Annotated in this window: 11 protein-coding genes and 1 pseudogene; 10 read left to right on the top strand and 2 right to left on the bottom strand. The window is 61.5% G+C overall.

What is annotated here, in order from left to right; genetic code table 11:
- The first annotated feature begins 398 nt into the window (after positions 1-398).
- Entirely contained in the window at positions 399-1937 is a 1539-nt protein-coding gene (locus AAFH49_RS20520) for a carbon-nitrogen hydrolase family protein (RefSeq protein WP_425293349.1), read from the top strand.
- A gap of 57 nt (positions 1938-1994) precedes the next feature.
- Here AAFH49_RS20520 and AAFH49_RS20515 read toward each other — a convergent pair whose 3' ends face one another.
- Positions 1995-2528, bottom strand: a complete 534-nt coding sequence (locus AAFH49_RS20515; protein ID WP_342301114.1) for a GNAT family N-acetyltransferase — start codon at positions 2526-2528, stop codon at positions 1995-1997.
- Positions 2529-2680: 152 nt separating this feature from the next.
- Here AAFH49_RS20515 and AAFH49_RS20510 point away from each other — a divergent pair, with 152 nt between their 5' ends.
- The 5 genes from AAFH49_RS20510 (at position 2681) to AAFH49_RS20490 (ending at position 14484) form a co-directional block, all read left to right on the top strand.
- A complete protein-coding gene (locus tag AAFH49_RS20510; RefSeq protein WP_342301112.1) occupies positions 2681-3394 on the top strand; it encodes an SDR family oxidoreductase in 714 nt (237 codons plus the stop codon).
- A 344-nt stretch (positions 3395-3738) separates the two neighbouring features.
- Positions 3739-6942 (top strand): SusC/RagA family TonB-linked outer membrane protein, encoded by a 3204-nt coding sequence (locus AAFH49_RS20505; protein WP_342301110.1) that lies wholly within the window; start codon positions 3739-3741, stop codon positions 6940-6942.
- Positions 6943-6957: 15 nt separating this feature from the next.
- A complete protein-coding gene (locus tag AAFH49_RS20500) occupies positions 6958-8481 on the top strand; it encodes a RagB/SusD family nutrient uptake outer membrane protein (protein ID WP_342301108.1) in 1524 nt (507 codons plus the stop codon).
- Between the two features lie 257 nt (positions 8482-8738).
- Positions 8739-10709 (top strand): DUF4394 domain-containing protein, encoded by a 1971-nt coding sequence (locus tag AAFH49_RS20495; RefSeq protein WP_342301107.1) that lies wholly within the window; start codon positions 8739-8741, stop codon positions 10707-10709.
- Between the two features lie 214 nt (positions 10710-10923).
- Complete coding sequence (locus tag AAFH49_RS20490; protein ID WP_342301105.1) at positions 10924-14484, top strand: M36 family metallopeptidase; 3561 nt, start codon at positions 10924-10926, stop codon at positions 14482-14484.
- Between the two features lie 74 nt (positions 14485-14558).
- Here AAFH49_RS20490 and AAFH49_RS20485 read toward each other — a convergent pair whose 3' ends face one another.
- A complete protein-coding gene (locus AAFH49_RS20485) occupies positions 14559-15284 on the bottom strand; it encodes an RDD family protein (protein ID WP_342301103.1) in 726 nt (241 codons plus the stop codon).
- A 169-nt stretch (positions 15285-15453) separates the two neighbouring features.
- Here AAFH49_RS20485 and AAFH49_RS20480 point away from each other — a divergent pair, with 169 nt between their 5' ends.
- The 4 genes and pseudogenes from AAFH49_RS20480 to AAFH49_RS20465 all read left to right on the top strand — a co-directional run.
- Positions 15454-16422 (top strand): stage II sporulation protein M, encoded by a 969-nt coding sequence (locus tag AAFH49_RS20480; RefSeq protein ID WP_342301101.1) that lies wholly within the window; start codon positions 15454-15456, stop codon positions 16420-16422.
- 26 nt (positions 16423-16448) lie between these two features.
- Positions 16449-17414, top strand: a complete 966-nt coding sequence (locus AAFH49_RS20475; protein ID WP_342301099.1) for a DUF7847 domain-containing protein — start codon at positions 16449-16451, stop codon at positions 17412-17414.
- 50 nt (positions 17415-17464) lie between these two features.
- Positions 17465-18238 (top strand): DUF4129 domain-containing protein, encoded by a 774-nt coding sequence (locus AAFH49_RS20470; protein ID WP_342301098.1) that lies wholly within the window; start codon positions 17465-17467, stop codon positions 18236-18238.
- 17 nt (positions 18239-18255) lie between these two features.
- Positions 18256-18802, top strand: a pseudogene (locus AAFH49_RS20465) (hypothetical protein); the annotation flags it as partial.

The raw sequence follows: 18802 nt of genomic DNA, 5'->3' as shown, positions 1-18802 counted from the left end.
GGGTACCGCTACCCGCCGGCTGGTGCGCGAGTAGCTTTGGCGGAACATTGCACCGTTTTGACCGTTTTTCCGTTGAAGTACCCGTTGGCGAACGCCGCCAACGGGTTTTTTTACGGGTAATTTTGTTGGGCTGAGTCCATGACCGGCCACCGGGCCGGCTCGCGGCCCAATCCCTTACACAGCGCTTTTTCGATTTTATGGCAACTTCTTCCAACGGCAAACCTGCCGCGTCTGTGGCTTCCAACGGCAAGGCCGCGCCCGGCGGCGCGCACGCCAAAAAAGTGGGCAAGCCCGCCCCGGCCGCGGCCATCGAGCGCCTCACGCCCACCGCCGTGCCCGCCCATAAGTTGGTGCTGCGCACACTGCGCCGCTCCGATTTCAAGGCCATCAAGGACATCATGGACCAGGTGTATTCCAACATGGAAGGCGCGTGGTCGGCCGACGAGTTCAGCGCCCTCATCCGCAAGTTTCCGGAGGGCCAGATTGGCATCGAGGACAACGGCCGGCTGGTGGCTGCCGCGCTGGCCATCATCGTGGACTACGACAAGTACGGCGACAAGCACACCTACGCCAAAATCACGGGCAACGGCAAGTTCGATACCCACGACTCCGACGGCGATACGCTCTACGGCGTCGACGTATTCGTGGACCCCGAATACCGCAGCCTGCGCCTGGGTCGCCGCCTCTACGACGCCCGCAAAGAGCTGTGCGAGAATCTGAACCTGCGCGCCATGGTAGCAGGCGGCCGCATTCCCGGCTACGCCACCTACGCCAACGAGATGACGCCGGCCAAGTACGTGGAAAAGGTGCGCAATAAGGAGCTCACCGACCCCATTCTCACCTTCCAGCTCTCGAACGATTTTTACGTGCGTAAAATCATTCGCGGCTACCTGCCTTACGACTCCGAATCAAAGGCTTACGCCACGCTGCTGGAGTGGATTAACGTGTACTACGAGGAGACGGAAAAGCTCATCGGCAACACTAAATCCAACGTTCGCATCGGCATTGTGCAGTGGCAGATGCGCGCCACCCGCTCGCTGGAGGATTTGCTTCAGCAAATTGAGTTTTTCGTGGACACCGTGAGCGGCTACAAAGCTGACTGCGTGATGTTTCCGGAATTCTTCAACGCCCCGCTCATGGCCCTCACCAACGAGGACTCGCCGGCCGTGGCCATCCGGGCCATGGCAGCTTTCACCGAGCCCATCAAGGCCAAGATGATGGAGCTGGCCGTGAGCTACAACATCAACATCGTGGCCGGTTCGATGCCCGTTTATCTGGACGAGAAGCTACACAACGTGGCTTTCCTCTGCCGCCGTGATGGCACTGTAGATGAGCAGTATAAGCTGCACGTGACGCCCGACGAAGCCAGCTACTGGGGCATGCGCGGCGGCGACAAGCTGAAGTGCTTCGACACGGATTTTGGCAAAATCGGTATTCTGGTGTGCTACGACGTGGAATTCCCCGAGCTGTCGCGGATGCTGAGCGACGAGGGCATGAAAATCCTGTTCGTGCCCTTCTGGACCGACACCAAAAACGCCTACCAGCGCGTGCGCCTCTGCGCCCAGGCCCGCGCCATCGAGAACGAGTGCTACGTGGCCATCACCGGCTCGGTGGGCAACCTGCCCCGCGTCGAGAACATGGATATTCAATATTCGCAGTCGGCCGTATTTAGTCCTTCCGACTTCGCCTTCCCGCACGATGCCATCGTGGCCGAAGCCACGCCGAACACGGAGATGACGCTAATTGCCGACCTCGACCTTGACCTGCTCAAAGACCTGAACACCAGCGGCGCGGTGCGCAACCTGCGCGACCGCCGCAAGGACCTTTACTCGGTGAGCTGGGTGAAGAAAACAGAACGCGACGACGAGCTGCTGGCCCAGGGCGAGGAGCGGCTGCCCAAAACCAGCTCGCGCCGCAAGGCCATCGCGGCGGGGTAGTTTTCAGCATTTCGTTAGCTCAAAAGGCGGCAGTCATTCCGATGACTGCCGCCTTCTTTATTTAGCGGCTAATAATTTATAATACACCGCCGTAGCGTGCGGCTGCCCATCGAAGTTGATGAAATAAGCCGGGATAGCGCCCACAAACTGATAACCCATTGATTGATACAACTGCTCAGCAATGTCGCCCTGCCGGGTATCAAGCACCAGCGTGGTGCGGCCCAGGGTGCGGGCGTGGTCTTCCAGAGCCACGAGCAGTTGCCGGGCCAGGCCCTGGCGGCGCGCCCGGCGGTGCACCAGCAGCTTCGATACTTCGGCGCGGAGCAGGGAGTTGGGGCGGGTGGCCAGGTCGAGCTGTACAGTGGCGAGTAGGTCGCCAGTGCCGGGCTGGCGGGCCACCAGCAGCACCCGGTGCCCGGCTTCCACGGCTTCGATGACGCTTTGCCAATAGTCCTCCGACTCGGCGGCGGGTAATGGCGGCAGGAAACCGACGGAAGCACCCGAATCGACGGCATCGTGGAGCAACTCGTGGAGCTGGGGCAGTAGGGCACGAGCTTCAGAAGCCGAGAGACTGGAGATTATAGCGGCCATACAGGACAGTGATTTCGGGATTTCCGGTGGTTGAAAGAAATGCCAAATTAGGGCTGTTTTTAAAAAGCCTTTTGCGCAAACGTTGCCACAGGTTGGGCTTTTGTGCGTAAACTTCGGCCCCAAATCTTCAAGCTAAATCTTCAACTCACCACATGCGCGCTTTCATCACCGGAGCCAACCGGGGCCTGGGCCTCGAACTTACCCGCCAATACCTGGAGCGCGGCGACCAGGTATTCGCCGCCAGCCGGCAGCCCGCCCAGGCCGCCGAGCTGCAATCCCTGAAGCAGCAATATGCCGACCGCCTCGTGCTGCTGCCCCTCGACGTGACCGATGCGGCCTCCGTTTCGGCAGCCGTGCAAGCCGTGCAGGCCAATACCGATGGCCTCGACGTGCTCATTAACAACGCCGGGGTGTACCCGCACGCGGGCTCCGGCGATGCCCACCAACGCCTGGGCCAGCTCACCCACGACGATGCGATGGAAACCATGCAGGTGAATGCCATTGGGCCGCTGCTGGTGTCGCAGGCGCTGCTGCCGCTGCTGCGCGCCGGGCGCAAGGGGCGCATTCTTAGCATCTCATCGGGCCAGGGCTCGCTGACGTGGAAAGCCACCGGCGACCCCTATCACTACAGCGCCAGTAAGGCCGCTCTGAACATGTACATGCGCAGTCTGGCGGCCGAAATCGGTAAATACGGCCTAATTTCGGTGATAGTGGACCCCGGCTGGATGCGTACCGACATGGGCGGCGACCACGCTACCCAGGAGCCGGCCGACTCGGCCCGCGGCATCATCCGCCTGGCCGAGCAGCTGCACGCCGAGGAAAACGGCAGCTTCGTGACCTGGCAGGGCAAGCCCGTGCCGTGGTAGCCGCCGGGAACGCAGGGCTGGATATGCCCAGGTCATTTGCGAAGAATTAGAATACCAGGCAGCTTAATTGCTGAAGCCCGCCCAGTTGAGAAATCAACGGACGGGCTTTTTTTTATAGTCACTATCCTACTGCCGCCTCCTGACTGAGCCATCAGCACAACCTGACTTTATGAATAAATATTTTAGCAAATATTTTCACTGTCAATTTTTCCAAATTATGAGCACAATATTTATGCAAAAAATACCCAATTGGCATCATCACTGACAATAAAGCACCTTAATTAGAAAATCGTAATTACATTCGGCAATTCAGTTACTCCATTTATCACCAACCAATCACTCACATGACAAAACGCTTACTCTTATTTCTGTTCATGGTCCTGGGCCTCGCGGCGCACGACCTAAGGGCCCAGGACCGGACCATCACCGGCACGGTGGGCGGCTCGGATGGGGCTTCTATTCCGGGCGTGACGGTGCTCGTGAAAGGCACCAAACTGGGTACCTCCACCGATGCGGACGGCAAGTTTTCCCTGACCGCCCCCGCCACGGCCACCGCGCTGGTGTTTTCCTACGTGGGCTACGCCACCCAGGAAGTCGCCATCGGCAACCGGACATCTTTCAACGTCAGTCTGGTAACCGACACCAAGAGCCTCGAAGAGGTGGTGGTGGTGGGCTACGGCACCCAGAGCCGACGCGACCTTACGGGCAACGTGGCCACCATTACCGGCAAAGAAATTGCGACCGCGCCGGTACAGAGCTTCGACCAGGCCTTGCAGGGCCGCGCGCCGGGCGTGAACATCACCACGCCCAACGGCGTGCTGAACAACCCGCCCGTTATCCGCATCCGGGGGGTAAACTCCATCAACCTGAGCTCGACGCCGCTGATTGTGATTGATGGCATTCCGACTTTCACGGGCAATACCTCGGCCTTGGGCAGCGTGCCGAACAACCCGCTCAGCAACCTCAACCCGGCCGACATTGAGAGCATGGAAGTGCTGAAGGATGCCTCGGCCACGGCCATTTACGGGTCGCGGGCCGCCGGCGGGGTTATCCTCGTTACCACCAAGAAGGGCAAGAAAGGCCAGAGCCACGTGTCTTACGACACCTGGGCCGGCTGGTCGAAACCCGTGAAGCTGTACGACGTGATGAACGCCCAGCAATACGTGGACCTGAAAAATGAAGCCGTGCGCAACCTGAACGCCAACCGGCGTGCCATCGGCGCGGCGGCCACCAACGTGGAAGGCTTCAAGCTGGCCGATGCCAACGGCAACGCGGCCGACACCCGCTGGTATGACTACATCTACCGCACGGGCTTTTCGCAGTCGCACAACCTGAACTTCTCGGGCGGCACGGACAAAACCAGCTTCTATTCGTCGGTGGGCTACACCACCCAGAAGGGCATGATTGTGAACAACGAGTTCAAGCGCGTTTCGGCCCGCCTGAACGTGGACCACAAGGTGTTTAAAAACTTTACGGTGGGCATGCGCGTGGCCTACTCCAGCACCATGAACTCCTCGCCGAACACGGGCTCGGTGGGCGACAACTCCTTTGGCTCGGCGGGCCTGGGCCGGGTGCCCATTCTGCTACCGCCCAACCTGGCCGCCTACAACCCCGACGGCAGCCCCAACGTGAGCGGCACCAGCATCGGGCCCGGCCCCAACCTGAACCCGGCCAACGGCCTGCCCTTCGTGATTGGCTTCATCAACCCGGTGGTCGACATCAAAAACAACAAGTTCACCTCCGATGGTGCCCAGATTGAAGGCAGCGTGTACGCCGACTGGGAGCTCCTCAAAGGCCTGAACCTGCGCACCACCTACGGTGTCAACAACCTGAGCTTCGAGGACAAAGCCTTTTATACCTCGCTGGCCGGCTCGCTCACCCCCACCGGCGAAGCCGACAACTACTACCGCACCAATAAGCGCTGGAACTGGCAGAACACTCTGCAGTACGACCATACGTTTGGTGAAAACCACAACGTGTCGCTGCTGGTGGGCAACGAGCAGCAGAACACCGACGTGCAGCGCTGGGGTGCCTCGCGCACCGGGGTGGCCGACGACTTTTTCACCACTTTCCAGGGCAACTACACCAACATTGCGTCGTCGGGCCAGTTCCAGGGCACCAATTACCTGGTGTCGTTTTTCGGGCGCGTGAACTACAACTACGCCCACAAGTACCTGGCCACCGTGAACGTGCGCCGCGACGGCTATTCGGCCTTTGCCAAGAAGTACGGCAACTTCTACGGGGCTTCGCTGGGCTACGTAGTGTCGGAAGAAGAATTCTGGAAGAAATCGTCGTTTGGCTCGGTCTTCTCCACTCTCAAGCTCACGGGCAGCTACGGTGTGGTGGGCAACAACCAGGGTATTAACGACTTTGTAGCTCTTTCCACCTATACCTCGGGGCTTTACGCCGCCAATCCGACGCTGTATTACAGCAACGCCGGCAACACGAACCTGACCTGGGAAACGAGCAAGAAAACCGATGTCGGCTTCGCATTCGGCTTCTTGCAGGACCGCCTGCGCGGCAACTTTGCCTACTATGAAAACCTGGTCGACGGCCTGATTCTGGACGTGCCCCAGGCCCCCTCCAAGGGCATTCCCAACAACTCCATCTCCGCCAACGTGGGCTCGATGCGCAACACCGGCGTCGAAATGGATGTGTCGTACAACGTATTCCAGGACAAAGCCTTTAGCTGGACGGTGAGCGGCAACCTGACCACGCTCAAAAACCGGGTGCTAACCCTGGCCACCGAAGGCCAGCGCATCTCCACGGGCACGGGTGGTCTCGAATTCCCGAACTATACCCAGGTGGGCAACTCCGTGGGTGAAATTCTGGCCGTGCAATCCCTGGGCGTGAACCCCGACAACGGCCAGCGCATGATTCGGAAAGCGGACGGCACCGTGGTGCAGTACAACCACCTGGGCACCAATCCCGGCTCGTTGGGTACGCCGGGCTGGACCACGCTGGACGGCAAGCCCGCCTTCGCCCCCACGCCGCTCGCCGACGGTGTGTACTACGGCCCCGTGCTGCCCACCTGGTACGGCGGCTTCGACAACACTTTCCGCTACAAAAACATCGATTTGGGCTTGTTCGTGCAGTTTTCGGGCGGCAACTACATCTACAACGGCACCAAATCGGGCCTGCACGACCAGCGGTTCTGGAACAATGAAGTGGACATCCTCGACCACTGGACCGACAACAGCCGCACGGCCAAATGGCCCCGGGTGGTGTACGGCGACAACGTTTCCAACGGCTCGGCCCTGGTAATGTCGTCGAACGTGGAAAAGGGCGATTTCGCCCGTCTACGGCAGGTGTCGCTGGGCTATTCGTTTGGCCAGACGCTGCTGAGCCGCGTCAACGTGGCCAGCGCCCGCCTCTACGTGCAGGTGCAAAACGCCTTGCTGTTCACCAAATACTCGGGCATCGACCCGGAGATTTCGACCAACGGCACGAGCGGCGTCAACGCCGGGGCCAACATCGGGGCCGGCGTCGACCGCAACTCGGTGGGCCAGGCCCGGACCTACACCGTGGGCTTCAACATTGGCTTCTAATTCGTATTTATTCCGATGAAACTATTTCTTCAAACGAAAGCAACCGCCGCCCTGTGCGCGGCCTTGCTCGCGGCGGGTGCCTTCTCGTCCTGCCAAACCGATAAGCTCTCCCCGGTTCCCGTCACCCTGTTCTCCGACAAGGTGGTATTTGACACTCCCGCGCGAGTCGAGCTGCAGGCCAACGGCATGTACAGCTACGTGAAAGTGGGGACTTTCCTGGGGGGGCGCTTCCAGATTTTCAACGACATCCGGGCCGAAGAATTCCTCAACCGCGCCTCCAACCTAGTGACCGGCACGGCCGTGTGGAACCACACGCTCTACGAAGGCTCGCAGAACGATGTCATCAATACTTGGGGCGCGGGCTATGCCGCCATCAACCAAATCAACGTGTTTCTGACTGGCCTCGACGCCAATGCCGCGAAGTTCGTGCCCCCCATCTTTCCGGCTGATTACGCCAACAAGGTTAAAAACTACCGCGGCGAGGCCCAGTTTCTGCGTGCGCTGTGCTACTACTCGCTGCTACAGCTGTATGCCCGGCCCTACGCCGACGGCAACGGCGGCAAGCTGGGGCTGCCCCTGCGCCTGCGGGGTGAGGTCGACGATACCGGCAACGACCTGGCCCGCAGCTCGGTGGCCGAGGTTTATACCCAGATTCTGACCGACCTGGACGCTGCCGAAGGCAACCTGCCGCTGACCAACGGGGCCTCGCTTTTCACCAACACCACGCGGGCACACCGCAACACGGCTATTGCGCTGAAAACGCGGGTGTACCTGAGCATGGGCCGCTACGCCGATGTGATTCGGGAAGCCAACAAGCTGGTGCCCGCCACTGCTCCTTTTGTAGCTTCCAGCGGGGTGGCCAACGGGCTCAACTCGTCGGTAGTCACCGTATTCACCCAGGAAAACACGGAAAGTATTCTTTCCTCGCCTTTCACCACGGCGGATGGGCCCGGTACCCAGAACCAGCTGGCTTACTACTACCTCCCCCCGGGCTCCACCAACGGGGTTCCGAACGGTGGCAACGGCGAATACGGCCTGAACACCGCCGCCGGCGGCATCCTGGCCAGCCCCGCCTTTGCCGCCACCGATGCGCGCCGCACCAATTTTGTGCAGGTGGTGGGCGGAGAGTCTTTCCTGAAGAAATACCCCAACGGCTCCAACACCAGCACGCCATACGTCGACAAGGCCCCGATTATTCGCTACGCCGAGGTGATGCTCAACCTAGCCGAAGCCCGGGTGCGCTCCACCAACAGCGTCGACCCACAGGCGCTGCTGCTGCTCAACGCCGTGCGCACCCGCTCGAACCCCACCGGGGCCTACACCACCTTCGCCTCAGCCGCCGATATGCTGACGGCCATGCTGCTGGAGCGCCGCATCGAGTTTTTGGGCGAAGGCCTGCGTAACATCGACATCATGCGCCTCCTGGTCCCCATCCCGGGCAAAGGCTCAGTGTCGGCCGTGAACCCCACTGATTTGCTCTACGTGTGGCCCATTCCTGCCTCGGAATTGTCCACTAACAAGCTCATGGTCCGCAACTAAGCCGAGCTTATTAGCCGTCGTGCCGTAGCTGGTTCGGTTTCCATGCTACCCGGCTGCTTGCTTTCTGCCCTCCACTGCCCGGTTGCCGAGCGGTGGAGGGCTTTTTGTTTTGGGTAAAGTGGGAAACCAGGAACCGCCGTGTGATGAGGCAACTCACTGAATTAAAACGCTATTAAAATGAATCCGCTTTGGCGATGGGCGCGTACCTCATTTCCAAACACTTCACTGATTCTTCACAAACGTTTTACTTTTTACTCATGCAACACTTTTCCACTTCCTCCCGGCTGGCGGCCGCTGCAGCGCTGCTGCTGGCAACGTCCGCAGGTGCCCAGGCCCAGACGGCCTACGGCCTGCAAACTTCGGCTACCGCTACCAGCCTCGTCACGTTTCAGGTGACGGCCCCGGGCACGTACACGGCCACCGCGGCCATCACCGGCCTGGGTGCCGGCCAGACGCTGGTGGGCCTGGACAGCCGCCCCAATACCGGCCAGCTGTTTGCGCTGGGCTACGCCGCAGCCACCACGCAAGTGCAGCTCTACACCGTGAACGTGACCACCGGCGCACTCACGGCCGTGGGCGCGCTCCTCACCCTGAACCTGGGCACTAACACCGCCCGCATCGGCTTCGATTTTAACCCGACCGTGGACCGCATCCGGGTGACGGGCAGCAACAACACCAACTTCCGTCTCAACCCCAACAACGGCGCGCTGGCCGCCACCGACACCAACCTGGCCTACGCCACCACCGACCCCAACGCCGCCCAGACACCTGGCGTAGGCGCAGTAGCCTACACCAACAGCTACATTGGGGCCTCGGCCACTACGCTCTATAACGTGGACGAGGCCAACGCCCGCCTGACCACCCAAATTCCGCCCAACAACGGCACCCTGAACACGGTGGGCGCACTGGGCTTCGCAAATTTTGGCAGCTCCGACCTCGACATCTACTTTAATGCCAGCACAGGTGCCAATGTGGGCTACCTCACGGCCCTGCCCAACGTGACGCCGGGCACCACCACCAGCAACCTCTACACCGTGAACCTGACCACGGGCGCGACCACGCTGGTGGGTGCCGTGGGCGGCAACCTCACGCCGCCGGTCACGGACATTGCCCTGCAAATCACGCGCACGGTACCGGCTACCGTAACCGGCAACCTAGCCTACGCCCTGTCGGGCACCAATTTGCTTACGTTTGATACCGTCTTGCCGGGCACCATTCGCACCTCGCTGGGCATCACGGGCGTAGCCACTACCCAAACCCTGGTGGGCCTGGACGTGCGGCCCTTCACCAATACGCTCTACGCGCTGGGCTACGACGCGGCGCTGGCCACGCCTGGGCTGAATGCGCAGGTGTATTCGATAAGCGCCGTGACGGGCGTGGCCACGGCCGTGGGCTCGGCCATTCGCCTGGAGTTGGGCACGGGCAAAGTCGGCTTCGACTTCAACCCGACAGTGGACCGCATTCGCGTAACCTCCTCTAACCGCGCCAACTACCGCCTGAACCCCATCGATGGTACCATTGCCGCCACCGATACCCAGCTGGCCTACGCCACCACCGATGCCAACGCCGCCGCCACGCCCAACATCGGGGCCGTGGCCTACACCAACAGCGTGGCCGGCCCCCTCGCCACCGCCACCACTCTCTACAACTACGACCTGAGTCTGAACATTCTCACCACCCAGAACCCGCCGAACAATGGTACGCTGAATACGGTGGGAGCCTCAGGCATCACGGCTAACGCCACAGCTTCCAGCCTGGATTTGGATATTTATTCGCCCGTAGCTGGCACCAACACGGCCTACCTGGTAGCCAACCCCGGCACCACGGCCAACACCAACCTCTACACTGTGAACCTGACCACGGGTGCCACCACGCTGGTGGGGGCCATTGGTAATGGCCTGGCGGCCCGCGACATTGCCGTGGCCGGCCCGGCCGGCGTGAACACCGCCGTGCGCGACCGCGCCGACCTGGCTGCCGGTGTGAGCCTCTACCCCAACCCCACCAACGGCCGCACCGCTCTGGCCTTTAATCTGAGCCGCGGTGCCCGCGCCGAGCTGAATGTATTTGATGCTGTGGGCCGCCGCGTAGCTACCGTAACGTCGGCCATATTACCGGCCGGGCCGCAGGAGTTGCGCTGGGAAGCCGGCACGGCCAAGCCCGGCCTGTACCTGGTGCGCCTCGTGGTGGATGGCCAGCCCGCCGCCACCCGCCAACTGGTGGTAGAGTAGATTTGCTCAATAGCTTAAGTACTGCTATGGTCGTGCATAAGCAAGCCCCGTCGGAACCACCCGGCGGGGCTTTTCTTTATTCCCAAATAGGAAAAGCACGAGTTTCAGGCATTTTAACGCAATGGTTTGCCTGCCTTCATCGGGGAAGCCCTTGGGATGTTGTACTTTTAGTCTTCTAGTTTCAAATCGTTTCATCACCACATATTCTTTGCCCGTGAGCAAACCTTTTACGATTCAAAAGCTAAGCCTGGCCCTGCTTGGTCTGCTACCGCTGTCTGCATTACACGCGCAGTCCATCCCGCCCCAGCAGGCCATGGAAAAAGCCCTGGCCGTGCGCAGCCAGTGGGTCGGTCCCGGCTTCGCGCCCGCCGACCTGCGCATAAGCAGCGCCTACGCCGATGCCAACGGTCTGGAGCACATGTATGTGCAGCAGCTGTACCAGGGCATTCCGGTGTTCAATAAGATTCAGTCGCTGGCCTTTGTGGGCACGCGACTGGCCTCGCACACCGGGGCTTTTGTGCCGGCCAAGCAGCTGGCAGCCGTGTCTGCCACGCCGGCCATCACGGCTGCCGTGGCCGTGAGCCGCACCTTGCAACACCTGGAGCGGCCCTTTGGCGCTACTCCGCTCCGCGTTAAGGAGGAGAATGGCCCCGAAGCCCGCCAGACCTTCGCTGCCGACGGCGTGGCCCGACGCGACATTGTGGTTAGCCTGACCTGGGCTTTTGACGAGGCCGGCAAGCCCCACCTGACCTGGAACGTGAACATTGACCTGCTCGGCTCGCCCGACTGGTGGAACGTGCGCGTGGATGCCGCCACAGGTGCCATTGTGAGCCAGGACAACTGGACCGTGAGCGAAGCTGCCGTGCACCACGCCCGGCCCGCTGCCACGGCCACTCAAAGCGCAATAGCCAAGACGGCCAAGGCGGCGCAGTTTCTGCCCCCGCCCCCGCCGCCCACCACTACCTCGTCCTCGTACCTAGTAATTCCTTTCCCGCTGGAGCGGCCTTCGGCCAGTGGTTTTCAGACTGATACCGACCCGTGGCTGAAAGCCGGGGCTACCAACAACGCCACTACCTACGGCTGGAACTTCGACGGCACCACCAACTACGCCTTCACGCGGGGCAACAACGTGTCGGCCTACGACGATGCCGCCAACACCAACGCGCCCGGCAGCTACGCCAACTCGCAGACGGCGGCGCCGGCCCTCAGCTTCAACTACACGCCTAACTTCACCCTCGCCCCCAGCGCTGCCAATAACCGCAACGCGGCCGTGGTGAACCTGTTCTACTGGAACAACATCATCCACGACGTTACCTATCAGTACGGTTTCACGGAGGCTGCCGGCAACTTCCAGGCCGATAACCTAGGCCGGGGCGGCAGCGGCAACGACTACGTGAAGGCCGAAGCCCAGGACGGGGCCGGCACCAACAACGCCAACTTCAGCACGCCGGCCGATGGCAGCAGCGGCCGCATGCAGATGTACCTCTGGAGCGCCGCTACCCCAGCTTACTCGCTGACAGTGACGGCCCCTAGCACCGTAGCCGGTAGCTATCCGGCCGTAGAAGGCGGCTTCAGCACCAACAACAGCCTCGCCACGCTGGGCCCCATTTCGGGGCAGCTGGCGCTGTACAACGACGCAGGTAACCAGGGCTGCACGGCAACCACCACAGCGCTCACCGGCAAAATCGCGCTGATTTACCGGGGCAACTGCAACTTCTCGGTAAAGGTAAAATATGCCCAGCTGGCTGGGGCTATTGCCGCCATTGTGGTGAACAACGTGGCCGGTGCTCCTTCGGTAATGGGCGGCAGCGATAACACGGTGACCATTCCCTCGGTGATGATTTCGCAGGCCGATGGCGCCACCCTGGTGGCCCAGATTGCTAACAACGTCCAGGTAACGCTGCCCCGTGCGGCCGCATCCGGCCCGATGATTGACGGCGACCTCGATAACGGCGTGGTGGTGCACGAATACGGCCACGGCGTGAGCACCCGCCTCACGGGCGGCCCCGCCAACAGCAGCTGCCTCAACAACGCCGAGCAGGGCGGCGAAGGCTGGAGCGACTACCTGGCCCTGATGCTGACCACCGACTGGACCACGGCTGCCCTCGCCGACGGCCCTAACGCCCGCCCCGTGGGCACCTACGCCAACGGCCAGGCGGCAGGCGCCAGCGGCATCCGCCGCTACCCCTACTCCACCAACCTCACGGTGAACCCGCTGACCTACGCCAATGTGGCCACCAACCCCGAAGTCCACGCCATTGGCGAAATATGGTGCGCGGCCCTTTGGGACATGACCTGGAACATCATTCAGCAGCGCGGCCGCATCGAGCCCAACCTGTATAACGGGGCCGCCAACGGCGGCAACAACATTGCCCTGCAGCTCGTGTTGCAAGGCATGAAGCTCCAGCCCTGCCAGCCCGGCTTCCTCGATGCCCGGGACGCTATTCTGGCCGCCGATTCGCTACTCTACCAGGGCCAGTACCACTGCACCATCTGGAGCGCGTTTGCCCGCCGCGGCATGGGCTACAGCGCAGTGGAAGGCTCTTCGGGCAGCGCCACCGACCAAACGGCCGCCTTCGACATGCCGCCGCCCGTGACGCTGCAGAAGGTAACGCCGCTGGTTTCCGGCAACACCTTCACCAACGAGTACAAGCTGACATGTAATTGCAGCGTGCCCACCGCGCCCTACACTCTCACCACCGAGCTGCCCATGGGCATGCAATTCGTGAGCAGCACCACCGGCGGCACGCTGGTGGGCAACAAGGTGACATTCAGCAACCTCACGTTCACGGCTCCGGGCCAGACGCGCACGCTGCGCTTCCTGGGCCAGGCCGCCGCCGCCAGCGCCTGCGCGCCGGTTACGCCCGTCAACGACAACCGGGAGGCTAATACGGTCGGCGGCTTCGTGGCCGCGCCCATCACCAGCACTTCTACCTGGGCCACCAGCACGGCGCACGCCAACAGCGGCAGCACCTCGTGGTGGGCCACGGCGCCGGCCATCCCCACCGATTTCGTACTAACCTCGGCTCCGTTCACGCCCACGGGCCTGTCAGTGCTCTCGTTCTACCACTACTTCGACTTTGAGGGCAGCTACGACGGCGGCACCGTGGAAATCTCCACCAACAACGGCACCACCTGGCAGAACCCGGCCACCCTCTGGCTGCAAAACGGCTACAACAGCACCTTCGATGCCAGCACCACGGCCCCCGGCCAGAAATGCTTCTCGGGCCGGAGCGTGACGGGTACCGCCGGCTTCATCCGCTCGGCGCTCGACCTGCGTTCTTTTGCCGGCACGCCCATGCTCGTGCGCTTCCGCACCCGCACCGACAATGGCAGCCCCGGCACGTTTGAGGGCTGGTTTGTTGATGACATTCAGGTTATCAATGGCTGCGGCGGCAACCAGATTGTGGAGCTGCGCAACGGTGCCAACGTGCTGCAAGGCACCCAGACGGTGACCACCTACCTGACCAGCAATGCCGTAACAGCCTCGAAAGCCGGCTTGGCCCAGGCCAGCGAGTTCACGGCCCAACCCAACCCCTTCGGCGCGCAGGGCCTGCAGCTTCGCCTGAGCCTGCCTTCAGCCCAGCCGCAGATGGAGCTCAACCTCTACGACGTGGCCGGCCGCCTGCTGCTGCACCGCACCGTAGAGCGCGTGGCCGACGGCACCAGCACCCTCACCTGGAACGAAGCCGCCGCCCTGCGCGCCGGCCTCTACCTGGTGCGCCTGCAACTGCCCGACGGCAGCAGCACCATGCTGCGCGTTGAGCGGGAATAACCGCCGGTTAATCAGTTACAAAAAAGGCCCGCTGAAATTCAGCGGGCCTTTTTTGTGGGGTTTATTTCCGGAGCTTAAACGGAACCGTGCACTGCCAGATGGGCGTGGTCGCGCAGAATAGTTTTCAGAAACGGCTCATCCTGCAAGCTGGTTTGGATGCCGGTGATGGCCTTCACCTTATTCGCCACCTCATTCAGCAGCATATAATTCTCCTGCTTGCTGCCGTGGTAAAGCAGCTTGCGGATAAGCGCCACGTCGTGGTCGGACAGCGCGGCGGCCTGGGCAAATACCGGCTGGTAGCCCGCAATGGCGGCCACCTCCCCGGCCAGCGGCGTGGCATAGCCGGGCCGCTTTTTGAGGCTGATTACGGTGGTGCCGGCCGCGAGGTCGCCCAGGCGCTGGCCCCGGCCGTTGAGCAGGATAGTAACCAGGGCCACCACGCCCGACGTAGCCACGATTTCGATGGGCCGCAGCAGCCAGCGCAGCAGGTAGTCGCCGAGGCCGGCGCGGGTGCCGTCCAGCCGCACCACGCGCAGGCTGAGGGCTTTTTTGCCCAAGGTTTGGCCGTTGAAAAACACCTCGCAGGCCAGCATGTAGAACGTGGTGGGCAGCATGGGTATCACCTGGCCGGCCCGCCCGCCGGGGCTGAGGTGGTATTCGCCATTGAGCAAAGTCCAGGCGATAAACCACACGAAATACAGACCATAGTCGATAAGCGAGGCCAGGATGCGGTCGCCGGCACTGGCGATTTCATATTCCAGCGAAACGTTTTGGGTGGTCTGAATGCGGATGGTACTCATGAGCGGGCAGCAGCAACGGGATAATGTGGTGGTAAGGATTCGGCCGGGAAAAGTACGGCGGAGCCGGGCATATAACCAGCCGGGCGGCAAGCTGAGTTCGCCGCCTTTTTTTCTGATATTCTGCTACTATCGCCGCTTTTGCTACCTTTAAGGTCCTATTCCACGCCCCATGCGCGAAGCTCTTTTCCTGCGGCAAAACCAGGCCCGCTGGCAACAGTACGAAACCCGGCCCGCTGCCAATCCCGACGAGCTGGCCGCCCGTTTCGTGGCCCTGACCGATGACCTGGCCTACGCCCAAACCTTCTACCCGGAGTCGCCCACCACGGCCTACCTCAACGGCCTCACCGGCAAGCTGCACCAGGCTATTTATAAGAACAAATCCGAGGCCCGGGGCCGCTTCGGCAACTTCTGGGTGCGCGAGCTGCCGCTGGTGGTGAGCCGCCACCAGAATGTGCTGGCCTGGACGCTGCTGTTTTTCGTGCTATGCACGGCTCTGGGAGCCCTTTCGGCGGCGTATGACGACACCTTCGTGCGCAGCATTCTGGGCGACAGCTACGTCAACCAGACGCTGGAAAATATCCACCGGGGCGACCCAATGGCCATTTACAAGAGCGACGAGGAAACGTCGATGTTCCTATTCATCACCTTCAACAACATCAAGGTGGCGCTCACGGCCTTTGCCATGGGCATCACGGCGGGCTTGGGCACGGGCGTAGCACTGTTCTACAATGGCCTGATGCTGGGCTCGTTCCAGTATTTTTTCTACAAGCAGCACGTGTTGGCCGCCTCGGTGCTCACCATCTGGATTCACGGCACGCTGGAGATTTCAGCCATTGTGCTGGCCGGCGGCGCGGGCTTTGTCATGGCCAAAGGCATCCTGTTTCCGGGCACGCATAGCCGGACCGAGTCGTTCCGCCACGCGGCCCGCGAGGGCAGCAAGTTGGCGCTGGGCTTGGTGCCCATTTTCATGCTGGCCGGCTTTCTGGAGAGCTTCGTGACGCGCCACACCGAGATGCCGGTGGCGGCCAGCGTGGCCATCATTGGCGGCTCGGCGGCGTTTATTCTGTGGTATTTCGGCTGGTATCCGTGGCGGCTGCGGCAGCAGCAAAAAGCTGCACTCACAGCTCCCCAAACCTGATTCCCCCCCTTCCTTTTTCCGTTTTTATGCTCCCACGTACTACTGCGCGCTTCTCCCAGGAATCTGATTTCCGCCGGCAGCGCGATTTCGGCCAGAAGTTTTCGGCCGCGTTTGAATTCATCGGCGCTCATTGGCGGGGACTGGGCCGGGCGCTGCTCTACATTGTGCTGCCGGCCGCCATTTTGCAGGGCATCGTGATGGCGCTGATGCAAAAGGAGTTTATTTCTAAATCCCTCCACGTATCCGATACCGGCATTAGCAAGTTGCGGCAGCTGGCCATGTTCAATGAGATGTACCAGTCGCCGTTTTATTGGGTAAACATTGCCGTGAGTGGCATTTTTATTATGCTGTTGGTACTCACCGTGTACGGCTACGTGAAATGCTGCCTGCGCCCGGTGACTTCATCCGAGCCCATCACCGTGGGCCAGGTCTGGGAAGAAGTGAAGCAGGAATTTCTCGGCTCCTACCTGTCGTATTTCGGGCTGATGGTGCTGGTGCTCATCGGGTTTGTGTTTCTGGCCATCCCCGGCCTTTACCTGATGGTGGCCTTCAGCTTGTTTTATATTACGAAGGTGGTGGAAGGCACGGGCTTTAGCGATACCTGCCGCCGCTGCCTGCAACTGGTGCGGGGCAAGTGGTGGTCCACCTGCGGGCTGATTGTGGTGATGACCATGGTGCCGGGCATTGCCCTGGGCATCATCGGCAGCATGGTATCCTGGCTGGTGTATTATCTGGCCGATAATTTCGGCTTGTTCCATGCCACCGAAGCGGGCTCTTCGATGGGATTGTTTGCGGTTATTACGTCGGCGCTGAGCGGGTTATTAAATCTATTGATTTACCCGCCGCTGCTGCTGGCCCTTGCCTTCCAATATTTTAACCTGGTAGAGCGCCGAGATGGCGTGGGCCTGCGCCACATGGTCGACCAGCTTGGGCGGACTCCCGTTCCCGTTCACAGCACCAACTACCGGCCCGATGACGAAGGGGAATACTAGCTTTCACTCCGGCTGATAAATCGGCTTCTTTCCTACAACCTCCTTTCTTCGTGGCTGCTTTTTCTTCCTGGTTTCGGGCCTTGTTGCTGCTGCTGGTGTTGGCCGCCCCCGTCCGGGCCGCCCAGCCCGACGCACCCAAACACACCGTCGCCACCCGCCCCCTGCCGCCCGATGCCGGCCCGGCCCCGCAACAGCGCCGGCCCGATGCCGCCCGCCTGCGGGAGCTGCGCGGGCAGCGCGAGTTTCAGTACGTGGAGCCCGCCACCCGTGCCGAGCAAAGCGCCTGGAGCCTGTTCTGGGCGCGGGTGTGGCAGACGGTTTTGGATTGGCTGAACAGCCGCAGCTACAGCCACTTCTGGCGCTGGGTATTCTACGCGCTGTTTCTGGGTGCGGGCGTGTTTGTGGTGCTCAAGCTGCTGCAAATCGACTTTACGGCCCTGCTGGGCCGCTCGCCCCGGCGTGCGCCGCTGGCGTACGACACCGCCGCCGAGAACATTCACGAAGTGGATTTTGCCACCCGCCTGGCCGAGGCCGAGGAAGCCGGTAATTGGCGGCTGGCCGTGCGCCTGGGCTATTTGCAGCTGCTGAAAACGATGTCGGACCGCGGCCTCATCAACTGGCAACCCGACAAAACCAACCACGCCTATTTGACCGAATTGCCGCCCACTGGTTCAATTAAGGGCGATTTCCGCGAAATCACCCGGCAGTTTGAGTTTGTGTGGTACGGCGAGCTGGCCTTGTCGGGGCCGCTGTATGAGCGGGTGCGGGCCGGGCAGCGGGCTTTCCAAACGCTGGTGAGCAGCCCCGCCCGCCGCGCCGCCTGAGTTAATTTTCCTGTCTCATGACCTCGACCTTCCGCTGGTATCTGCTGGGTTTGCTGGCCCTGTTTGGGGCCTACGTGGCGCTGGAATACTACCGGCCCAAGCCGGTGGACTGGCGCCCTACGCTCATCAATAAGGACAAGATTCCCTACGGCACCTACGTGCTGTACGACCAGCTGCCGCGCCTGCTCGGCACCGATTCCGTCCAGACCACGCGCCTGCCCATTTACAACCAACTCACCGGCCTCTCGCTGGAAGAAACCGATATGCTGGCCGAGTCGCAGGCTCGCACTATCACCACCGAAGCCACCCAAGAGCCGGCTGCTGACTCGACGGCCACCAGTTCCGATTCAACTTCCTCAGAAACCACTTCCTCAACACCAGATTCGGATTCTGAAACTGATTCCGACGCTACGACCACGGCTTCGACCAACACGCCGGCTGCTTCGGAGGGAAACGCTGATGCCGACGAAACTACGGCGATGGACAGCACCGCCCAAAATGAAAATTCAGACGACGAAGAGGAGCCGGAACACGACTGGGTAGAAGAACACCTGCGCCAAGCCC

The organism is Hymenobacter segetis (assembly GCF_038448715.1).
Taxonomy (GTDB): Bacteria; Bacteroidota; Bacteroidia; order Cytophagales; family Hymenobacteraceae; genus Hymenobacter; species Hymenobacter segetis.
Note: the sequence above shows the minus strand (reverse complement) of the source record. Positions and strands in the feature narration are given on the sequence as shown.

What these genes read in the sequence shown, in the direction of transcription:
- AAFH49_RS20520 (WP_425293349.1), top strand. Translation starts at nt 399, where the DNA reads ATGGACCAGGTGTATTCCAACATGGAAGGCGCGTGGTCGGCCGACGAG.
- AAFH49_RS20515 (WP_342301114.1), bottom strand. Translation starts at nt 2,528, where the DNA reads ATGGCCGCTATAATCTCCAGTCTCTCGGCTTCTGAAGCTCGTGCCCTA.
- AAFH49_RS20510 (WP_342301112.1), top strand. Translation starts at nt 2,681, where the DNA reads ATGCGCGCTTTCATCACCGGAGCCAACCGGGGCCTGGGCCTCGAACTT.
- AAFH49_RS20505 (WP_342301110.1), top strand. Translation starts at nt 3,739, where the DNA reads ATGACAAAACGCTTACTCTTATTTCTGTTCATGGTCCTGGGCCTCGCG.
- AAFH49_RS20500 (WP_342301108.1), top strand. Translation starts at nt 6,958, where the DNA reads ATGAAACTATTTCTTCAAACGAAAGCAACCGCCGCCCTGTGCGCGGCC.
- AAFH49_RS20495 (WP_342301107.1), top strand. Translation starts at nt 8,739, where the DNA reads ATGCAACACTTTTCCACTTCCTCCCGGCTGGCGGCCGCTGCAGCGCTG.
- AAFH49_RS20485 (WP_342301103.1), bottom strand. Translation starts at nt 15,284, where the DNA reads ATGAGTACCATCCGCATTCAGACCACCCAAAACGTTTCGCTGGAATAT.
- AAFH49_RS20480 (WP_342301101.1), top strand. Translation starts at nt 15,454, where the DNA reads ATGCGCGAAGCTCTTTTCCTGCGGCAAAACCAGGCCCGCTGGCAACAG.
- AAFH49_RS20475 (WP_342301099.1), top strand. Translation starts at nt 16,449, where the DNA reads ATGCTCCCACGTACTACTGCGCGCTTCTCCCAGGAATCTGATTTCCGC.